The organism is Salinibacter ruber DSM 13855 (assembly GCF_000013045.1).
Lineage (GTDB): Bacteria > Bacteroidota > Rhodothermia > Rhodothermales > Salinibacteraceae > Salinibacter > Salinibacter ruber.
The window spans coordinates 2,386,427-2,406,513 of record NC_007677.1 but is presented as its reverse complement, the minus strand read 5'-3'; the positions used below and the strand labels follow the sequence as shown (position 1 = coordinate 2,406,513).

At 68.3% G+C, this 20,087-nt stretch carries 18 protein-coding genes; 6 read left to right on the top strand and 12 right to left on the bottom strand.

Features of this window, described 5'->3' with window-relative positions:
- Window positions 1-102: 102 nt before the first annotated feature.
- Window positions 103-1,782: a S41 family peptidase gene (locus SRU_RS10255; protein WP_164923602.1), complete on the top strand. Its 1,680-nt coding sequence runs from the start codon at window positions 103-105 to the stop codon at window positions 1,780-1,782.
- A gap of 46 nt (window positions 1,783-1,828) precedes the next feature.
- On the opposite strand, the gene SRU_RS10250 is transcribed toward SRU_RS10255, so the two are convergent.
- From SRU_RS10250 to fsa, 3 genes are all read right to left on the bottom strand, one after another.
- Window positions 1,829-4,786: an FAD-binding and (Fe-S)-binding domain-containing protein gene (locus SRU_RS10250; RefSeq protein WP_164923601.1), complete on the bottom strand. Its 2,958-nt coding sequence runs from the start codon at window positions 4,784-4,786 to the stop codon at window positions 1,829-1,831.
- Between the two features lie 267 nt (window positions 4,787-5,053).
- The gene (locus SRU_RS10245; RefSeq protein WP_011404676.1) at window positions 5,054-6,448 is read right to left on the bottom strand and encodes an MBL fold metallo-hydrolase; all 1,395 of its coding nucleotides are present in this window, start codon (window positions 6,446-6,448) and stop codon (window positions 5,054-5,056) included.
- Window positions 6,449-6,590: 142 nt separating this feature from the next.
- A complete protein-coding gene (gene fsa / locus SRU_RS10240; RefSeq protein ID WP_011404675.1) occupies window positions 6,591-7,265 on the bottom strand; it encodes a fructose-6-phosphate aldolase in 675 nt (224 codons plus the stop codon).
- A 221-nt stretch (window positions 7,266-7,486) separates the two neighbouring features.
- On the opposite strand from fsa, the gene SRU_RS10235 reads away from it, so the two are divergent.
- On the top strand, window positions 7,487-8,776 hold the full coding sequence (locus SRU_RS10235) for a GlmU family protein (RefSeq protein ID WP_011404674.1): 1,290 nt from the start codon (window positions 7,487-7,489) through the stop codon (window positions 8,774-8,776).
- A gap of 5 nt (window positions 8,777-8,781) precedes the next feature.
- Here the strand turns inward: SRU_RS10235 and SRU_RS10230 are convergent, their stop codons facing one another.
- From SRU_RS10230 to SRU_RS10215, 4 genes are all read right to left on the bottom strand, one after another.
- Entirely contained in the window at window positions 8,782-9,426 is a 645-nt protein-coding gene (locus SRU_RS10230; protein ID WP_164923599.1) for a hypothetical protein, read from the bottom strand.
- Window positions 9,423-9,947 (bottom strand): metallophosphoesterase, encoded by a 525-nt coding sequence (locus SRU_RS10225; RefSeq protein ID WP_011404673.1) that lies wholly within the window; start codon window positions 9,945-9,947, stop codon window positions 9,423-9,425. The genes SRU_RS10230 and SRU_RS10225 overlap by 4 nt, the downstream gene beginning before the upstream one ends.
- A 120-nt stretch (window positions 9,948-10,067) precedes the next feature.
- Window positions 10,068-10,748, bottom strand: a complete 681-nt coding sequence (locus SRU_RS10220; protein WP_011404672.1) for a metal-dependent hydrolase — start codon at window positions 10,746-10,748, stop codon at window positions 10,068-10,070.
- A 115-nt stretch (window positions 10,749-10,863) separates the two neighbouring features.
- On the bottom strand, window positions 10,864-12,618 hold the full coding sequence (locus SRU_RS10215; RefSeq protein ID WP_011404671.1) for a LamG-like jellyroll fold domain-containing protein: 1,755 nt from the start codon (window positions 12,616-12,618) through the stop codon (window positions 10,864-10,866).
- A 156-nt stretch (window positions 12,619-12,774) separates the two neighbouring features.
- Here SRU_RS10215 and SRU_RS10210 point away from each other — a divergent pair, with 156 nt between their 5' ends.
- Both SRU_RS10210 and SRU_RS10205 read left to right on the top strand, forming a co-directional pair.
- The gene (locus SRU_RS10210; RefSeq protein ID WP_237702055.1) at window positions 12,775-13,242 is read left to right on the top strand and encodes a hypothetical protein; all 468 of its coding nucleotides are present in this window, start codon (window positions 12,775-12,777) and stop codon (window positions 13,240-13,242) included.
- A complete protein-coding gene (locus SRU_RS10205) occupies window positions 13,235-13,492 on the top strand; it encodes a hypothetical protein (protein WP_164923598.1) in 258 nt (85 codons plus the stop codon). Before SRU_RS10210 ends, SRU_RS10205 begins: the two co-directional genes overlap by 8 nt.
- Window positions 13,493-13,589: 97 nt before the next feature.
- Here SRU_RS10205 and SRU_RS10200 read toward each other — a convergent pair whose 3' ends face one another.
- Window positions 13,590-14,165 carry an RNA polymerase sigma factor gene (locus SRU_RS10200; protein WP_011404669.1) on the bottom strand — a complete coding sequence of 192 codons (576 nt, stop codon included), beginning with the start codon at window positions 14,163-14,165 and terminating at the stop codon, window positions 13,590-13,592.
- A 163-nt stretch (window positions 14,166-14,328) separates the two neighbouring features.
- On the opposite strand from SRU_RS10200, the gene SRU_RS10195 reads away from it, so the two are divergent.
- Complete coding sequence (locus tag SRU_RS10195) at window positions 14,329-15,513, top strand: P1 family peptidase (protein ID WP_164923597.1); 1,185 nt, start codon at window positions 14,329-14,331, stop codon at window positions 15,511-15,513.
- Window positions 15,510-15,773 carry a hypothetical protein gene (locus SRU_RS10190; RefSeq protein ID WP_011404667.1) on the top strand — a complete coding sequence of 88 codons (264 nt, stop codon included), beginning with the start codon at window positions 15,510-15,512 and terminating at the stop codon, window positions 15,771-15,773. Before SRU_RS10195 ends, SRU_RS10190 begins: the two co-directional genes overlap by 4 nt.
- Window positions 15,774-16,245: 472 nt before the next feature.
- On the opposite strand, the gene SRU_RS10185 is transcribed toward SRU_RS10190, so the two are convergent.
- The 4 genes from SRU_RS10185 to SRU_RS10170 all read right to left on the bottom strand — a co-directional run bounded on the left by SRU_RS10185 (window position 16,246) and on the right by SRU_RS10170 (window position 19,955).
- Window positions 16,246-16,614 (bottom strand): DUF5615 family PIN-like protein, encoded by a 369-nt coding sequence (locus tag SRU_RS10185; RefSeq protein ID WP_013062328.1) that lies wholly within the window; start codon window positions 16,612-16,614, stop codon window positions 16,246-16,248.
- A gap of 3 nt (window positions 16,615-16,617) precedes the next feature.
- Window positions 16,618-16,911, bottom strand: a complete 294-nt coding sequence (locus SRU_RS10180) for a DUF433 domain-containing protein (RefSeq protein WP_011404666.1) — start codon at window positions 16,909-16,911, stop codon at window positions 16,618-16,620.
- A gap of 394 nt (window positions 16,912-17,305) precedes the next feature.
- Window positions 17,306-18,535 (bottom strand): glycogen synthase, encoded by a 1,230-nt coding sequence (glgA, locus tag SRU_RS10175; RefSeq protein ID WP_231847101.1) that lies wholly within the window; start codon window positions 18,533-18,535, stop codon window positions 17,306-17,308.
- 136 nt (window positions 18,536-18,671) lie between these two features.
- Window positions 18,672-19,955, bottom strand: coding sequence for a glucose-1-phosphate adenylyltransferase (locus SRU_RS10170; RefSeq protein ID WP_011404664.1), 1,284 nt, complete (start codon window positions 19,953-19,955; stop codon window positions 18,672-18,674).
- Window positions 19,956-20,087 lie beyond the last annotated feature (132 nt).

The window sequence follows — 20,087 nt, the reverse complement described above, 5'->3', positions numbered from 1 at the left end:
GCCTCCCCAGAGGCCGCTCGTGGGGGATGAGGTCGAAGGATCCTTTCGGCACTCCACACCGTTCGCGCGCTGTCGTTTGACACGGATCTCTCCGCCGATTCTATGAAGCGTCTCAGCAAGTACCACATTCTCCCGGCCGTTCTTCTCATCGCCTTCGGGGCGGTGCTCGGCGTGCAGATCGACACGTACCTGACCGATGACGATCTGGGCACGCAGCTCGACAAGATGCGGCAGGCTCTCGTCGTCATGAACAAGGAGTACGTGGACCCGCTGGACGCGGCCGACGTGGCGGAGGAGGGCATTGAGGGGATGGTCAGCAGCCTCGATCCGCACTCCACCTACATCCCCGCCGATCGGGCCGAAGACGTGAAGGACCAGTATCAGGGCTCCTTCGGGGGCATCGGCATCGTCTTCGAGGTGCCGAACGACACGGCGCGTGTCATCTCGCCGGTCGCTGGGGGGCCCAGTGAAGAAATGGGCGTGATGGCCGGCGATCGCATCGTCGGGATTGAAGACTCGTCCGCCGTTGGGCTCTCGTCCAACGAGATTCAGAACAGCCTGAAGGGCGAGATCGGGACGGAGGTGCAGATCACGGTCTATCGTCCCACGATGGACGATCGCCTCGACTTCACCCTCACGCGGGAAGAGATCGAGACGCAGTCCGTGCGGTCGCCCTACATGGTCGACGACCGAACCGGGTACATCAACATCACCCGGTTCACCATGAAGACGCACGACGAGTTTCGGGAGGCGGCGTCGACGCTGCTCGACCAGGGCATGGAGCGGCTCGTCCTCGACCTTCGGGGCAACCCGGGCGGCGTGATGCGCTCCTCCTGGCAGATTGCGAACGAGATGCTCGGGGAGAAGATGACGATCGTAGAGACGAAGGGCCGGAGCGAGCAGATGAACCGGACCATCTCGGCGCGGCCCGGGGGCATGCTCGCGGACCAGCCCATCATCGTCCTCGTGAACCGCGGGTCGGCGTCGGCGAGCGAAATCCTGAGTGGGGCGCTACAGGACCACGACCGGGCCTTCCTTGTAGGCCGGCGCACGTTCGGCAAGGGGCTGATTCAGAAGCAGTTCGACCTCGGCGACAAGAGCGTGCTGCAGATGACCGTGGGCCGCTACTACACGCCGGCGGGCCGCCTCATCCAGTCGCCCTACGAGCGGGGCGAGCGGGAGGATTACTACGAGGAGAAATTCTCCACGATCAACCAGGCGACCTATCACCTCAACGAGTACCGCGAGAGCATTTCGGACTCGCTTGCCTACCAGACCGATCACGGCCGGACGGTATTCGGCGGCGGGGGCATCCTTCCGGACTACGTGGTACAGCCGGACACCGCGGCGTTGACCCACCTCGTGCAGAGCGGGCTCGACTATGCCTTTGCCCGCAAGTGGTTTACGGAGAACGAGACCGACCTCCGCGAGACGTGGCAGGACCGCCCCGAGGAGTTCCAGTCCTCCTTCGAGCCGTCGGAGAACATGATGGACTCCTTCTGGTCGTTTGCGGAGAAGAACGGCGTCCAGATCACGGAAAATCCGGACTCGGTCGACACCGCGGAGCGCGTTTACGCGGCGCAGACGGCCCAGGACGAGCAGGCGTTCGTGGCCACCCGGGTGAAGGGGTACCTGGCGCGCCTAATCTACGGGCGCGGGGTGGCGCGGCCCATCCTGAACCGGGCCGATCCGATTTTCCAGGAGGCCATGTCGCTGTGGCCGTCCTCGCAGGACCTGGCGGCCTACCACAAGACGGCCGCGCCGACGATCCAGCAGAACTAGCAGTGCCGACCGGACGCCGGAAATCCGACCCGCCCGCTGCGGTGCGCTAGCGGGCGGGCCGGGACGAACGGGCGGCCTCTGGAGAGCGGTCGTGTTCGATCGCGTTCCAGAGCAGCCCGGCGGGATGCTGGGCCGTGCGGGACGTGACGTCCTTGATCTGGGAGCGGCACGAGAAGCCGGGGGCGGCCACCTGGGTGTCCGCATCGGTTTGGCGGACGGCCGGGGCGAGCCGGAGCTCGGCCATCTGCTTTGAGACGCCCACGTGCTCGGCCTCGTAGCCGAAGGCCCCCGCCATGCCGCAGCACCCGGCGTCGACGGCAGTCACGTCGTACCCGGCCCGGGACAGGGCCTGCTCGGTCGCCGCCGTGCCGATCAAGGCCTTCTGGTGGCAGTGTCCGTGCAGCAGCACATCGCCGCTGCCCCGCCACGATGCCGTGTCGAGGGCCCCGTCCTCGGCCCGCTCGGCCAGGTACTCCGCAAAGGTATAGGCGGCGTCCGCGACGGCCTCGGCGCGTGCATCGTTGGGGAGCAGGTCCAGAAACTCGTCCCGGAGGGTGAGGATGGAACTGGGCTCCAGTCCCACCACGGGCACCCCCGCTTCGGCGTAGGCGTGCAGCGCATCGACTGTCCGGCGCGCACGGCGCTTGGCCTGTGGAACGAGCCCCTTCGACAGGAGCGTGCGCGCGCTCCCGACGGCCGCCGGGGGTAGCTCAACCCGGTGCCCGGTGGCTTGCAGGACGCGGGTGGCCGCCCGGAGCGGGGCCGGCGTGTGGTAGGCGTTGAACGCGTCCGGGAAGAGGACGACGCGCGGCCCCCTCGCCCCGTCCCCGCCGACAGGGGGCTGCTGGTTTTGGAACCACTGGCGGAACGTTTCGCGGGCGAACGGCGGAAGGGGCCGCTCCGCACTGACGCCCAGGAGCGCTTCCCCCACCTGCCGGAGGGCGGACTGGCCGCTCGCCCAGTTGACGAGCGACGCGAGAGGCGTGCCGCTAATCCACCGGGCCGCGTCGGGCTGGCGGGCGAACAGGCGAGTCCGGAGCGGCACCCCGTTGTCGTCCCAATAGTGGTGGAGCCACTCGGTCTTGATCTTGGCCATGTCGACGTTCGACGGGCACTCCGTCTTGCAGGCCTTGCACTGGACGCAGAGGTCCATCACCTCGTGCATGTCGTCGCCCGTCATGGCGTCCTCCGAGAGGTCCCCGGCCAGGGCGCTCCGGAGCGCGTTGGCCCGCCCCCGGGTGGAGTCCGGCTCCTCCCGCGTGGCCATAAAGCTGGGGCACATGGTGCCGGCCCGGAGCTTGCGGCACGCGCCGTTGCCGTTGCACTTCTCGATGGCCCCGGTGAAGCCGCCGTCCTCGGAAAAGTCGAGCTCGGTGCGGAACGGCGCGGTCTCGTACGTCGGGCCCATCCGCAGATTCTCGTCCATCGGCGGCGCGTCGACGACCTTGCCGGGATTGAGAATGCCCTCCGGGTCGAAGAGCGCCTTCGTCTCCCGGCAGAGCTCGTACAGGTCCTCGCCGAGGATGTGGGGGTTGGCCCAGCCCCGCGCAATGCCGTCGCCGTGCTCGGAGGAGACGACGCCCCCGTATTTCGTGACGAGGTCGAGCGACTCCTTCGCGATGTCCGTCATCTTCTCGACCTCCGTCTCGTCCTTGGTGTTGACGAAGGGGCGCACGTGGAGGCATCCGGCGGAGGCGTGGGCGTAATAGGCGGCCCGCGTGTCGGTGGCGTCGACGAACGTGGAGAGCTCGTCGATGTAGTCGGCCAGGTTCTCGACGGGCACCGAGGCGTCCTCGATGAAGGCCCACGGCTTGTAGTCGCCCTCTACGCCCATGAGCAGGCCCAGTCCTTCTTTGCGGATGGACCAGACGTTTTTGATGGCGTCCGGCTCGGTCACGCGCACGGTGGCGTAGCCGCGGCTCGCCTCCGCCATTGTCTGTTCGAGGGCGTCGAGGGCCGCGTCGACCTCGGCGTCCGTGTCGCCGGCGTACTCGGTAATGAGCACCGAGCCGGGCGTGCCCTCCAGAAACGTGAGGCGCTCGGCGTAGCCGGGCGTCTGCAGGGTGCGCTCGATGGCGACGCCGTCGAACAGCTCCACGGCCGACGGGTCGGTGTCGAGGACGGTCGTTACGGCCCGCAGCGCGTCGTCACGCGACTCGAAGTGAACCACGCCGAGGCCGGTGGTGGCGGGCTTCTCCACGAGGTCGCAGGTCAACTCGGTGGTGACGGCCAGGGTGCCCTCGCTGCCGCAGAGCAGCTTGGCAAGGTTGGGCGCCTCGTCCAACAGCGCCTCCAGGCGGTAGCCGTTGTTGCGACGCCAGTGGCTCGGGGTGTCCTCCCGGATCGTCTCGCGTCCGCCGTCGGCCAGCAGCGCCTTCAGGCCGCGGTAGATGGCGCCCTCCAGCCCGTCGTCTCGCATCTTGTCCTGCCAGGTAGCCGGGTCGGTGGGGCCGACGGTGGTGGCGGTGCCGTCGGCCAGCAGGACCTCGGCCTCGCGGACGTGGTGGATGAAGTTGCCGTACGCGATGGAGTGGGTGCCGGTCGAGTTGTTCGCCAGCATGCCGCCCAGGGTGGCGCGGTTGGCGCTCGCGGGGTCGGGGCCCACCATGAGGCCGTGCTCGGCGGCGGCGCGGTTGAGCTCGGCGAGCGTCACGCCGGGCTCCACGCGGGCCGTCCGGGCCTCTGGATCAATCTCGCGGATGCGGTTGAGGTGGTTCGTAAAGTCGACCACCAGGGCCTCGTTGACGCCCTGCCCGGCGAGCGAAGACCCGCCCCCGCGGGGCAGAACGGGCACGCCCTGCTCGTGTGCGACCGTCAGGGCCGTCTGCACGTCCGCTTTCGTCTCGGGGACGAGGACGGCGACGGGCGACATCGCATACATGCTCGCGTCCGTCGCGTAGAGGGCCCGCGTCATCTCGTCGGTGTGGATCGTGCCCGAGATGCGCGGCCGAAGGGCCTCCGCGAGCGGGAGCGTCTGGGCGGGGGGGGCGGAAGGGGCAGGCATGTGGAGCCGGGGCGTAATCCGAGAGGGGAAGGCGGGCGTGCATGGGGGCGGGGAGGCGACGCAGGACGGAACGGATCGTCGCCCGCCGGCCTCTTTCGCTGAATCTTCGTCGTACGTACCAATGGGCAACCGACGACAGTGCTCGGCGCTCGCCGCGGTGTTTCCAAGAGGTTACGTCCACGCGCGGCCCGTCACACGGTCCCCGGTGTTTTAGAATCGTGTCGTTCCGGAACGCGACCGGCCGGTGCAGGGCCGGCCCCCGGCCGACTAAACTTCGAGCACGCTGCCCCAGTCGGGGCGGTGCACCTCCGTCTCCGGGTGGGCCTCCTTGATGTGCTCGGCCATCCAATCCTTGGCGTCGGGATCGCCGTGGATGAGGAGCACCGTCTCGGGGGTCATCCGTTCGACCAGGGAAAGAAGCTCGCGCCGGTCGCTGTGGCCGGAAAAGCGAAAGCGCTCGACGGTGCAGTACACGGGCTGTGGGCCGTGCCCGTCCGCCAGCATCACCGGGGCCCCGTCCCCCTCGACGGCGGCGTCCTGCAGGCGGCGCGCGGGCGTCCCCTCCGCCGGGTGGCCCACCAGCAGCACGGCGTCGTCCTCGTTCTCGACCATGCGCCGGGCCAGGACGTTCGACAGGGTCGGCTCGATCATCATGCCGCTGCTGACGACCATGATGCCAGGGCCCTCCAGGATCTCGCGCTTCGCCTCCGACTCGTAGGGCACCCGCTCCTGGTCGACGGCGTAGACCTCGTCGCTGGCGTCGACGCGGGGGGTGGTGTTGCGGGTGTCGTCGTACACCCCCGCAATGGCCCGCATGGAGCCGGCCGTGTAGATGGGCACGTCGGCGGGGATGGCGCCCTCCCGCTTGAGCTGGCCGAGCAGCACCAAAATCTCCTGCGCCCGCCCCATCACGAACACGGGAATCAGCGCCGTGCCCCCCCGGGCGAGCACCTGCGAGAGCGTCTTCCGAAACCGATCGCGCTCCTCGGGGCGGCTGGTGGCCGCGGCCTCGGGCTCGGCCCCCTGGGTTGATTCCAGGATCAGCACGTCTGTGCTGTCCGGGTACTCGCCCCCCGGAATAATGGTCTGGGCCTGCATGTTCGTGTCGCTCGTGTAGAAGACCCGCCGGTCGCGGCCCCACTCCTCAAACTGGAGCTCGACGCCTGCCGAGCCGAGAATGTGCCCGGCCGAGAAAAAGCGCCCCGTGACGGACGATTGTCCCTTCGGCCCCGTCAGGTCGAACCCCTGCCCGAGGTCGTGTGTGAGGTAGAGGTGGTGCAGGGCCTCCAGCTCATCCTCGGTGAAGAGCGGCTCGTGCGTGGTCTCGCCGCGGTCCCGTCGCTTTTCTTGGAGGCGGGCCGAGGCCGGCAGCAGAATGTCGAGCAGCTTCTTCGTCGCGTCGGTCATGTGCGCCATGGCGTGGGGAAAGCGGCGCACCAGGACCGGCAGGCTGCCCATGTGGTCGTGGTGGGCGTGCGTGACGAGCGTGTGGTCGACGTAGCTGTCGGCCCGGTCCCCCACCCAGTCGAACCGAGGGAGCGAGTCGGGGCCGTCGCGTTGCGGGTCGGTGCCCGCGTCGAGGGCGATGCCGCTGCCGTTGAGGTCGAGAAAGTGGCAGCTTGCGCCGATGCCGTCGGTGTCTCCGAGAGCGAGAAATTTCATGTAGGGCGTACGGGTCGCAGGTCGTGAGCGGGAAAGGGCGGGGCCGGCCGGGACACGGAAGCGCAGCCGTGGCGGGGACCACGAGGGCGTGAACAGGGGGCCCGGGATGAAGGCAGGAAGGGGGACGGGGCCGCCGTGGGGCCTACGCGAGGCCGGCCTCGGCCTTGCGGGCGTCCTTGTACTCCTCCCAGTCCGCCAGAAAGCGCTCCAGCCCTCGATCGGTGAGGGGGTGTTCCAGCAGGTTAAGGAGCGTCTCGAACGGCATCGTCGCCACGTCGGCCCCGGCCAGGGCCGCGCGCTTCACGTGGGTGGGATGGCGGATGGAGGCTGCCAGCACGTCGGTGTCGAAGTCGTGGGTGTCGTAGATCTGCACAATGTCCTCAACCAGACCGATGCCGTCGGACGAGATGTCGTCGATGCGCCCGATGAAGGGGCTGATGTAATCGGCTCCGGCCTTGGCGGCGAGGGTGGCCTGGGTGGGGGAGAAGCAGAGGGTGCAGTTTGTCTCAATGGCCTCCTCGTCGAGGGCCCGCAGGGCCTTGATGCCGTCCTTGATCAGGGGAATTTTTACGACCACGTTTTCGTGGATCTGATGCAGCCGACGGCCCTCCTCCATCATGCCGTCGAAGTCCGTCGCCGTCACCTCGGCGGAGACGTCCCCGTCTACAATCTCGCAGATGGCGAAGACGTGCTCGTGGAAGTCGACGTTGCCCTGCTCCTTGACGAGCGAGGGGTTCGTGGTCACGCCGTCAAGAATGCACATGTCGCTTGCCTCGCGGATCTCGTCCAGGTCGGCCGTGTCGACGAAAAACTGCATGGTGGAAGCGGCGTTGATCAGTGGGCATAACAGCACGGAAGAGATCCCCCACTGTGAGGGAAAAGCCCCTAACGAGCGATCGGCGGCGGAGTTTAGGGGCCGCGCCCACGAGACGCGAGCGGGGGGCGTCCTTCGTCGTGACATCGCCGCGTTTGTTTTCTAGATTGCAGGCGGCGCACGGATGCGTGCCCGTCACACGTTCCACACAGGCCCCTACTGCTATGCACCTCTGTCTCTTCGAGGACGATCACGTTGCCGGCCTCCGTCCGTTCGTGGAAACGCGGGCCGCGTACGACCTGCGACTGGCGGGGCGCACCGTGCTGGCGACCGCCGCGGACGCGTTCGAGCCCGCCGGGCTGGTGCTCCATGCCCGCCCGCTGGTCGCCGAGGTGACGCGCCACGCCCACCCGGAAGCGGTCGTCAACGCGCTGCCGGACGGGGGCGACGTGCTGTTCCTCAACGGGCGGTACGTGGCGGAGGGCGGCGCGGCGCGCCGCCAACTGGAGGCGGCGCCGGCCCAGGACGGCCCCCGCGCCTTCGTACAAGACGACACGTTGGTGGCGGCGTGGGTGCCCGACGCGGCGGCCCGCCTGCCCGACGATCTGCTTGCCCGCCCCGCCCTGACGGCGGGCTCGTTCGATGGGCTGCCGGTCACGACCCTCAACGACGCGACGCTCCTGCGGCGGCCCTGGGATCTGCTCGATACCCTGCGGCCCGCCCTCGCCCGCGACGCGGAAGGGCTCGTCGACGCGCCCTCCGGGGCGCCGCTTGCGGAGCGGCCCCACGCCACGGTGCACGAGAGCGTCGTCGGCGTCCGCGACGAACAGATTCATCTGGGGAAGGACACTACGGTCAAGCCCGGGGCCCTACTCAACGCGGAGGACGGGGCCATCGTCCTCGGCCCGGACGCGACCGTCCACGAGCGGGCCGTGGTGCGCGGGCCGTGCTACATCGGGCCGAAGACGCACGTCAAAACCGGGGCGAACCTGGAAGGCACCGCCACCGGAACCTGGTGCAAGATCGGGGGGGAGGTGCACGACGCCCTCCTGCAGGGCTTTTCGAACAAGAGCCATCCGGGCTTCCTGGGCCACTCGGTCCTCGGGCAGTGGTGCAACCTGGGCGCAGACACCAACAACTCGAACCTCAAGAACGACTACGGAACGGTGTCCGCCTACGCGCCGGACGCGGAGCGCTTCGTCGACACCGGCCGCCAGTTCGCCGGGCTCTTCATGGGCGACCACTCCAAGTGCGGCATCAACACCATGTTCAACACCGGAACGGTCGTCGGCACGAACGGCAACCTGTTTGGGGGCGACTTTCCGCCGCGCTACGTGCCGCCGTTCTCGTGGGGGGGCGCCTCCGGCCTCACGACGTACCGGCTCGAGAAGGCCTGCGAGGTTGCCGAGCACGTGATGGGGCGCCGCGACACGCCCTTCACGGCGGCCCACCGGTCGCTTCTGGCCGAGCTCTTCGACCGGACGCGGGCCGAGCGCGCCGAGCACCACGACTGAGGGCGTCAGGGCAGGGCCGAGCCGCCAACCGCCTGCACGAGAAGCCACGCGTAGAGTGCCTCGGCGGCGAGGGCCGGGAGGAGGTAGGCGAAGTGGTAGCGAGGGGCCTCGCGGGGCCCCCCGAGCACCCCGAACCCGCGGCCAAAGCTCAGGAGGGGCACGAGGCCGACCACCACGTACGCGCCGAGGCCCCAGAGCGGACGCCGGTCCTGCCGGCCGTCGGCCGGCCGCTGGACCGCGCGGACCCGGCCGAACATTGGGGTCCGGACGACCCGCAGGGTGTCGTTGCCCGTCACCCGGCGCCCGAAGTCGAGGCTCACCGCCACGGATCCCGCGCAGCCGGGGCGGGTGGTGAAGAGGAGGCGGCGGCCCGTATCGGGGCGCTCGTCGAGGCAGTTGGGGCGGTCGGGCCAGCCGACCGAAATCTCCACCCCGTCCGGGGCGAGCCAATTGGGGGCGAGGGCCCGGCGGTACGTAATGCCGGTCTCCGCCGTCCCGGGCAGGACGATGTCCACGGCCAACAGCAGGCTCAGCGCCGCGGTGGGCACGGCGAGCACGCGAATGCCCCGGATGATCCACCGGGTCAACTCGCGTCGCCCGACGGCCCCGTCGTAGCGACGGCCTCGATGGCGCGGGTCGCGCGTCGTCATGGGTCTGGGGCCTGGGCCGGCGACGCGTCGGGGTCGAGGTGCACCACCGCCGCCTCCGTGGCCCGGCCGTCCTCCACGGCCAGCCGGAGGCACGTCTTCGTCTGGTGGAAGCCTTGTTTGCCCGCGGCACCGGGGTTGACGTAGAGCATGTCGTCGAGGGCCGCCACCCGCTCCACCTGGAGGATGTGGCTGTGCCCGCACACCAGCACGTCGGGCGGGGTGGCCTCCAGCTTCGTGCCCATTCCGTCCTGCCAGCGCCCGGGCCGGCCGGCGATGTGGGTCATCCACACGTCGAGCCCGGCCACCGTGAACCGTTCGTGCTCGGCGAGCCGACGGCGAAGGGAGGCATCGTCGATGTTGCCCCAGACGGCCGTGACCGGGGCCACCGCCTCCAGCCCGTCCAGAATGGCGGGGTCGCCCACGTCCCCGGCGTGCAGAATGCGGTCCACCCCCGACAGGTCGTCCGCCAGGTTGGGATGGAAGTAGCCGTGGGTGTCCGAGACAATGCCGAGCGTGGTCACGCGACGGTATAGAACAGAATGAGACGGAGCGTCGTCGACCGGACGGCCGACCGCGGACCGCAGGGGAGCGGCCCGCCGTCCATCGTACGGCCGAGGGCGGAGGAATGCACGAGGCGGTCGTTACAGCGCAGCCGTCTCGCCGGCCCCGAACACGCGCGTGTCGTACCCGGCCTCGTCGAAGGCGTCCTCGAACGCGTCGAGGTCCGTTTCGAGGGGCGGGAAGGTGTCGTAGTGGAGGGGGATGACCAGCTCCGGCTCCACCATTTCCGTGGAGTGGAGCGCGCCGTAGATGCCCATCGTGAAGACGTTGCCGACCGGGGCCAGCATCACGTCCACGTCCCACAGGTCGCCCACCCACTTCATCTCGGCGAAGGGGGCCGTGTCGCCGGTGTTGTAGACCACGTCGTCCCCCAGCTCCAGGACGAAGCCGTTGGGCACGCCGCCGTAGGAGCCGTCCGGGAAGGACGAGCTGTGCCGCGCGTGGGTGGACTCGACGTAGCCCCAGTCGAACTCCACACTGCCGCCCTCATTCAGCGGCTGAATCGCGTCGTGGCCGTACTCCTCCTGGACGTACTGCGTAATCTCGAAGTTGCTGATGACGAGCGGGTCGCTGGCCTCCAGCACCGCCTCGACGTCGGAGAAGTGGTCGAAGTGGGCGTGCGTGATCAGGAGCACGTCGGGGGCGAGCGTTCCCGGATCGGTCTCGGTGTGCGGGTTTTCCTCGAAGAACGGATCGAAGAGCAGCGTGACGTCCTCCGTCTCGATCTGGAAGGTGGAGTGCCCGAAGTACGTGAGGTCCATGACGGTCGGTATCGTCTCGTGTGATCAGGATGTCGGAGCGAATCTGCGCGGTGGAACGGGGGACGCCACCCGACCTGTTTCACGGAAGGGGCGGAGCATGTGCCGGCCCGCACCGCTACTTCAGAAGCACCATCCGGGCCGACTGGATGCCCTCGGGCGTTTCGAGGCGGGCGAAGTACGTTCCGCTGGGCAGCCCGTCCGCGGTCAGCGTCTGCTCGTAGTAGCCGGGCTCGTGCACGCCGTCTGCGAGGGTGGCGATGCGCTTCCCGGACAGGTTCCAGATCGTGAGGGTGACGGGCCGAGACGACTCGACCTGGTACGCAATCGTGGTGGACGTTTCGAAGGGGTTCGGGAAGTTGCCGACGAGGTCGACCGCGCGCTCAGGGGCCGGCTCGCCCCCCAGCCCGATCTTGATCGTGCTCGTGCTGCGCTCCACGCCCGAGGCGGACGGAACGTATCGGACCCGGTAGAAGACGACCTGCCCCGAGACCCCGTCGTCCGTGTACGTGAACGCCTGTCCCGCCCCGGAAGAGGAGGACGCGGCCTCGGCCGGGGAGACACGGTCGACGGGCGTAAAAGACGTGCCGTCGGGGGAGCGCTCGACGACAAACTCCCCGGCGTTCGTGGCCCCGCTTTTTGTTCCGTCGGCAACCCCCTGCGCGTTCCACCGAAGCGTGACGGACTGCCCGTCGGTACGGGCCCGCAGCCGCCGTAGAGGCGGCCGGAACGACAGGTGGGAGGGAACCCGCCGGGCCCCCTCTGCCGCATCGAGGCCGGATTGCGGCGCGTCCTCCTCGAAGCTGAGGCGAAAGGGCTCCGCGTCGCCGGCGGGGGGGAAGGGACGGCTCTGCGTCCGGCGGATTGCGGACGCGGAGCGGGCGCTCGGCCAGATCCGGAGCTCGTCGAGCCGCCCGACGAAGCGTTGGTCGGAAGATGAGGGGGCCCGTTCGGGGCCGGCCCGCCGGCGCCCCCCGAGGGCGAGGGGCAGGGCGCCCGACTGTGCGGGCAGGGCCCGGGCCCGGGCCGAGTCGACCACCGTCCCGTCCAGCAGGAGGCGGAGCACAGACGCGGTCGCGTCGTGGACGACGGCGGCGTGGTGCCACTGGCCGTCGGCGACGGGGCTCGTGCTGCGGAGGGCCTGGTGGCGCCCGCCCCGCCCGCAGTAAAACCGGAGACGCCCGCCCGAGTCGGTTACAAACTCAAGCGGGTAGGGCGCCGCCTCGTTGCCCGTCCACGAGGACAGAATGACCCGGTCGAGGCCGTGGGTTCGTACCCAGAACTCGACGGTAAACGAGCGGCGCCGGCTCGGGGCACGGTCGGGCGGCACCTGGAGGCGGGACGGCGCCGCTGCGTCGGTCAGGGCGAGGGCCTGATTCGGGCCACGGGGGCGAGGCGGCGGATTGACCTCCACGGTCCGCGTGAGACGGTCCGTACGGCGCATCCGTCGGTTTACCGAGTCTCGGGCCGGGACGTGGGCAGAGAGGGGCGTCGTAAACGGGGTGAGGTGCCACTGGTATGTGCCCGTGTGGTCGCCCGGTTTCACTTGCACTACCAGCTCGTGCGGGCCCTGAATGGACGAATTGAGCGCCAGAAACACGACGCCCGGTTCGCGGCCGGACTGGAGGCGAACCGGGACGGGCGACGTCCCGTATCGGAGGAGGTGAGCATCTCGGACCGTCCAGCGTTCCGGAAGGTCCAGCCGAACGCCGTCGATCGAGGAACTCGGGTCGAGGGTCTCGAATAGATTGATCACCGTTTCGCCCGGCGCCCCCGCCGAGAGCGTACGCTTCGCCTGTGCGTCCACGAGCCGGGGCCCGATCCCGGCCCCGATCGTCCCGATCAGGAAAACAAGACAGACGACGCGGGCCATGACCATGCGTTGTGTTGTGGGCGTTCCCCCAACTCCCGATGGTCCCACCGGATGGACTCCCAAGCGGTCCGTGGGGCCCTGCTTTCAGGGCGACGACGGTGTAATCATAATGTTGTATTTCGTGAAATACAAATGAAGCCCCCCTCTACTGTGCCCATGGCCGACCTTCCCGACGACCTGAGTGACGTTGGTACCCACCGCGGCAACGACCCGGAAACGGAGACGGGGCAGACCGTCCGCTCTCCTACAGGACCGGACCCGAACGCAACCGAGGCCCAGCCCGCCCCGGGCCTGTTCGTGGTGGTCCGGGCCGCGTCGGGGGAGTGGCTTTCGATCCAGGCCCATTCCGCCCGGGCCGAGGTGGCCGAGCCCGACGACGGCGACGAGGTGGGGCGGTACCGCTCCGTGGAGGCGCTCCGCGACGCCCTCGCCGACACGGGAATGGACGGGTCCGTCGCGGTGTTCGAGGACGCGGAGGCCGATCGCGTGCTCGTGGAGGATGACGTGTCCGCCCATCACGCATGGATTGGCAATCCGCGGTACCCGCGGATCACCCTCTTCCGAGACGCCGACGAGGCCGACGCGTTTGCCGAGGCCCACGAGCGCTCGGGGACGAATGCCTAAAGCGGCCGACTCCCTCGTAGACACGAGCAGGGGCCGCTCCCCAACGAGACGAGGCCTCGGGGCTGTTTCCGGCGCCCCCACCCGCACGTCAGCAGTTCAGCCCGTACACGCCCCCACCGGGCACGTGCAGGGGCCCGGTTCGGAGGCCGTTGACGACACGAGCACGTCTCACCTCCAGACTTGTGGCGTGTCGGAAATGGTCGTAGAGCCCAAGGAGCTGCTCTCCGACCTGAAGGAGGCGGAGGGCTAGGGGAGATGCGGAGAAGGGGCCATGGTGGAGCGATTCCTGCGTGAGGGGAGGCGGTCCCGGGAGACCACCCCCCACGGATTCGTTCCGCATCCCCGATTTAACACTCCATCCGTTCACAGAGGTGTTCGCGGAGGGCCTTCCGGGCGCGGTGGAGCCGGACCCGCACGTTGATCTCCGTGAGGTCGAGCTGCTCGGCCGCCTCCGCGGTGGACTTTTCCTCCAGATCGCGCAGCTGCACCACGCGTCGGTAGTGGTCCGGCAGCTCCTGAAGGGCGTCGTGCACGATCTGCTTCCGCTCGGACCGTTCCACCTCCCGCTGCGTCCCGCTGACGGAGTCGTCCCGGTCGACCTGCAGAAACTCGATGGTCTCGTGCTCGAGGTAGTTGTGCCGGTCGCTCGTGCGGAGGTGGCCGTACGCCAGGTGCTTCGCGATGGAAAACAGCCAGGTCGACACCGACGCCTCGCCCCGAAAGTCCTCGATCTGGCGGTAGGCCTCGGCGAAAGTTTCCTGGACGATGTTTTCCGCTTCGTCGGCGTCCTCGACCAGCTTGACCACGAAGCGGCGGAGCCGTTCGCGCTCCTGTTCGAACAGGCACCGGAACGCGTGCTCGTTGCCGGCCTTGAGGGCCTCAATCGTCGGGTCGCTGGCGGTGCAGGGCTGGGGCAGTTCCATAAGAATCGGGCGGGACCGGTGGAAAAAAGCGCGAGTCCTTGTCTCCGTCGTCCCTTAAGTCTACCTTGGCCCCGGCGTGGAGTTATCACAGAAGTCTAACACGGGGATAAGATTTCGACGACATGTGGCCGCGTGTTCTGCTCTGGCTCCTTTGTTGACCGGTATGTCGCTTCGTTGCCTCGTCGTCTCGCTCCTGTTCTGCCTCGTCCCCATGACCGCGCCGGCCCAGTCCGAGTCCGTCCGCCTGCGGGACCTCGGGGTCGCCCCCGGGCTCTTTTCGCCCGGGAGCCTCAACGCGATCACCGACGTGGCGGGGGTGCAGGTGGGCCACCGCACGCGGATGGAAGGCGACTCGGTGCGCACCGGCGTAACGGCGGTTCGCCCGCACGGGGGCGACCTCTTCCGCGAGAAGGTGCCGGCGGCGGTGCACGTGGGCAACGGCTTCGGCAAGGCCGCGGGCTTTCTGCAGGTGCGAGAGCTGGGCACGATCGAGACGCCCATCGTGCTCACGAACACGCTCGATGTGGGCACGGCCGTGGACGCTACGGTGGCCTGGACCCTCGACCGGCCCGGCCACGAGGACGTGGGGTCGGTGAACGCCGTGGTGGGGGAGACGAACGACGGCTACCTGAACGACATCCGCGGGCAGCACGTGACGCGAGAAGATGTCATTGGGGCCATCGAGTCGGCGTCGGGCGGGGACGTGGCGGAGGGGAGCGTGGGGGCGGGCACCGGCACCAGCGCCCTCGGGTGGAAGGGGGGCATCGGCACGAGTTCGCGCGTGCTCCCCGAGAAGCACGGCACGCACACCGTGGGGGCGCTCGTCCAGGCCAACTACGGCGGCGTGCTCCGCATCGACGGCGTGCCGGTGGGGGAGCGGCTGGGCCGCTACGACTTCCGCTCCGTCGTCGAGGGGGAGGGGGGCGAAGAGGCGCCGGGGCCCGACGACGCGGGGTCCTGCATGATCGTGCTGGCGACCGACGCCCCCGTTTCGCCCCGCAACCTGGAGCGGATGGCCAAGCGGGCGATGCTGGGGCTGGCCCGCACCGGCAGCTACGCGAGCAACGGCTCCGGCGACTTCGTCGTGGCCTTCTCGACGCAGAACCGCCGCACCGGGGCGGCGGCCCCCCGCCCCGACTCGCTGCTCCCGAACGACCAGATGAGCCCGCTCTTCCTGGCCACCGTGGAGGCGACGGAGGAGGCCGTCTACAACGCGCTCACGGCCGCCACGACGGTGACGGGCCGCGACGGCCACACACGGAAGGCCCTGCCGCTGGCCCGCCTCCGCACGATCCTCCGCGAGGCCGGCCGCATCGACACGACCGAATCGGACGCGCCCCGCCCATGACTACGGACCCCGACCGCCTGTCCCCGCCGGGCGACGAAGAGATTGAGACGACCTTCCGCCGGCTGCGCCGGGACGGCCACTCGCGCCTGGAGGCCCTCCGCCTGATCCTGGACACGCTCGACGTGTCCCTCGCCGAGGCGAAGCGGCTCCTCATGAGCAACGACACGTGGGCGGAGGCGCGGGCCGAGACCGAGACTGGCGCCCCGTCGCCCTCGGGGGCGGACGCGGGCGACGATCCCGTTCCCCCCGCGCCCGCTTGATTCGTGGTGGCCTGCGGGCGGAGGGATGTGTGGGGCGTGCGATGGGGGCGATCCGCACGTGCACCGATGCGGAGCGGAGGGCCTCCTCACCGTTCCGGCCATGCCCGCCCCGCCGTCCGGCCCTCCTGGGAGGCCCGCTGGGCGGCGTCCATCATCTCCGGCCCCGCAACGAACCGCGCGACCACGACGCCGGCCGCTGCCGCAGGCGCGAGCCCTTTTCCCAGCTCGTCGTTCGCCTCGAGACGCCGAGTCCGACCGTGACAACTCCGATCAACGGAATTGCATGCCACATAACGTGGAAGCTGAGGTGCGGAGGGCGTGAAAACGCCAACCGAAGCGCTGACCGATATAAATAACGGTGCCGGACGAAGTGCTCAGCCGTCGGCATTGCCACTTCCGATTAGCGAAGGCGATCCTATTCAACAAACCTCAACCAATGAGGGCAAAAGCCTTCCGCCTCCTCCAGCGGGGGTTATGTGCCGCTCCGAACACGGATACGATGGGCTTCGACCAGTAAAAGCTTCCCGACGTAGTGCGATCGATCGGGATGTTGCCCCAAATATTCGAGTAGCCTATCCATGATTGAGGGAATCGCCTCGGGGCGGTTCCGGACTTGGAGTGCAACGATGCCTCCATACTCCTCCGGCGGATACCGAAGGAGATCCGCAAAGTCCCCGTTGAGCGATAAAAGGATCGCCCCGATCTTCTGGGCCTCTTCGATGACAGCCGAATCCTCAGCATCAACCCGAAGCCGGGCCGATAATCGAATGACCTCGTGTCCTTCTGACTCCAGCGTGTCGCCAATCGAACGCGGCACACAGTGATCTGCGAAGAACTGCATAAGTTACGCCGCGACTTCGAAGTCGGAAAGATCGCGCGCGTACACCAGACAGGCAGAAATGTCTTTGGCCGTCAGGTCCGGAAACTCCTTGATGATCTCGTCCGGTGAGGATCCGGAAGCCAAATATCCAAGGATGAGACTCACGGGAATTCGGGTCCCCTTAACGCGAGGCTTTCCCTTCAGCACCTCCGGGGAGCTTTCAATGTGATCCTTCCACTGGATATCCATCAGGACCGACCTTTTCGATTCAACGTCAGTCTGGAGTACATGAACGAACCCCATCCGCGAAAGCTCCATAGCAATTCTGCTTCCACGCGCACATGACGTGGACGCTCACCTGACCCGGGCGAGAAACCGTTTAGTTCCGATTGGTGCCGCTCGAACTGTAACGTACGACGAGGTGTCCACCCGTCTGCGTCATCACTCTCAGTCAGCGAAGTCGAACCGCTTTATCGAATCCGATTGATAGTGGCAGCAGCCCGGGATCAGGTGCAGTGGACGGTGTTATGCGTCGTTTTTGCCATTCTCCACGGCCTCTGCAGCTTCTAAATCCTCACGCTCTAAATCTTCCTGCACAATATCTCGGAGAAGCGCTGTATAGTACTGGCGGGACGACGACGGGGCGGGGCCCGAAGGCGGCGGGCCGCCACCCCCCGACCGCGACGCGACACGGGCCCGGGGCGTACGGCCGTCAGGAGTGCCCGTCGTCCACCAGCGACTTGTAGAAGCCGAGCGTCTGCTCCGCAATGGCGGTCCAGCTGAACTGCGCCTCCACGCGCCGCCGCGCCGCCGTGCCCATCTGCTCGCGCCGGTCCGGGTCGCGCATGAGGGCGTTCACGCCGTCGGCCAGCCCGTGGGCAAAGGCCTCGGGGGCGGCGGGCTCCACGTCGTCCCCGCCGGTCGGGTCCACGTCCACCAGCAGGCCCGTCTCGTCGGGCACCACGATCTCGGGGATGCCGCCGACGCGCGAGGCCACGATGGGCGTCTCGCAGGCCATCGCCTCCAGGTTGATGATGCCGAACGGCTCGTACACGCTGGGGCAGACGAAGACCGAGGCGTGGGTGTACATCGTAATCACGTCCTCCCGCGGCAGCATCTCGGCGAGCCACACGATGCGATTCTCGGTCTCGGCGCGGACGGCCTCCACCCGCGCCTCCATCTCCGCCCCAATCTCCTCGGTGTCCGGGGCGCCCGCGCAGAGGACAACCTGAATGTCGGGGTCGAAGTGGCGGATCGCCTCCACGAGGTGCAGGATCCCCTTCTGGCGCGTAATGCGGCCCACGAACAGCACGAACGGCCGGTCGGGGTCCACGCCGTAGTCCTCCAGCGTCGACCGGTCGGGGCGCGGGCGGTACTGCTCGATGTCGATGCCGTTGTGGATGACCTGCGTGTCCGCGCCGCTCACGTCGTAGAGCGACTGCACGTCGTCCTCCATCGCGCCGGAGACCGCCACGACGCCGTCCGCGGTCTCGTAGGCGGTCTGCTCCACCCAAGAGGAGCCGTCGTAGCCGCGGCCGAGCTGCTCGCGCTTCCAGGGGCGGTGCGGCTCCAGGGAGTGGGTGGTGAGCACCAGTTGGCCGCCGGTCAGTTGCTTGGCGAGGCAGCCGGCCAGGTGCGAGTACCAGGTGTGTCCGTGGATGATGTCGGCGTCGGCCACGGAGCCGGCCATAACCAGGTCGCGCGCCATCGCGTCCATGAACTTGGCGTGGCGCTCGTCCTGGTGGGGGACCTCCATGTCCGGGTCGATCCCGCGAACCCGCAGGTTGTCGTGCGTCTCGTCCTGCGCGCCGAAGCAGAGCACCTCGATCTCGTGCCGGCCGTCCTCAAGCTTCGCCAGCTCGCGGGTCAGGTACTCCACGTGCACGCCGGCCCCGCCGTAGACGTTGGGCGGGTACTCGTTGGTGAGGATCGCAATTCTCATCGGTTTGGGGGGTCGGTCCGCAAAGAGGGAAGGGGAAGAGCTTGTTGCCACGGGGGGATTGAGAGGGCGCGGGGGCATGGACCGGGGAGGGCGCCCCCGGCCACACGCTCACCCCCACGCACCCGTGCTCCCGTGCTTATATGATGGTGTCGTCCGGGATGCGCGTGTTTTTGGGGATGACGACGATCCCGTCGCGGATGTGGTAGAGGTCCTCCTCGGCCTCCTGCACGTTGTCCCGGTTCTTGATGATGCACCGCTTGCCGATGGAGACGTTCTTGTCGATGATGGCGCCCTCGACGTAGGAGTTCTCTCCGATTCCGGGGTTGGCCGGGCCCTCCACGAAGCCGCGCTCCTCCATGTCGTGCCACCGGAAGTGGTCGGCCCCCATCATGACCGTGTTCTTGAGGGTGGTGTCCGGGCCGACGTACGAGCGAATGCCGACGACGGACTTGGAGATTTGACTGTTTTCGACGAGGCTGCCCTCCGTGATTAGCGAATCCTGGACGGTCGAGTTCTGGACCTTCGCCGGGGGCAGCATCCGGGCGCGGGTGTAGAGGGGGCGATTCGGGTCGTAGAGGCTGAAGGGCGGCTCCGGTTCCGCCAGCATCAGGTTCGCCTCGTAGAAGGAGCGGATGGTGCCGATGTCGCTCCAGTAGTCGGAGAACGGGTAGCTCGCCACCCGCATCTTGTCGATCGCCTTCGGGATGATCTGGTTGCCGAAGTCGTGGTCGTTCGGGTTGGCGTTGAGCAGCTCGTGCAGGGGCTCGCGGTCGAAGATGTACATCCCCATCGAGGCATGGTAGACGCGGCCTTCGTCTTCGAGGCCAGGGCCGACCGGGCTCTCCAGGCCGTCGAGTTCATCGCGGTCGGGCTTCTCGTGAAATTCGGTGATGATGTGCTCGTCGTCGGTCTTCAGGATGCCGAAGGACGTGGCGTCGTCGGCCGCCACCGGAATGGTGCCGAGCGTGACGTCCGCGTCGGTCTCCCGGTGGTGGGCCAGCATCTTGCGGTAGTCCATCGAGTAGAGTTGGTCCCCCGAGAGGATGAGCACGTGGCGGTGCCGGTGGCCCTCGATGTGGGGCAGGCTGCGCCGCACCGCGTCGGCGGTGCCCTGGAACCAGTCTTTCGACGAGGGGGTCTGCTCGGCCGCCAAAATCGACACGAAGCCGTTGCTGAAGCGGTCGAACTGGTAGGCCCGCGCCAGGTGGCGGTTGAGGCTGGCCGAGTTGTACTGGGTGAGGACGAAGATGCGGGTGATGCCCGAGTTGATGCTCGTGGAGACGGGCACGTCGATCAGTCGGTAGCGCCCGGCGAGGGGCACGGCCGGCTTGGCGCGGAGCTTGGTGAGGGGGTAGAGGCGGGTGCCCTTGCCGCCACCGAGGATGACGGTCAGGATGGAGTTGTCGAGCGACGTGGACATAAGATCGAAGGCGAATGCGAGGAAGGAGCTGCCGCAGGCCCGTTGGGGCAGCGGTCTGGGCGGGGCGTGGGGGCGTACGAAAGAAAGGAAGCCGCCAGGGAGGGTGCAAGGAGGGGGGCGACGGACGTGCCG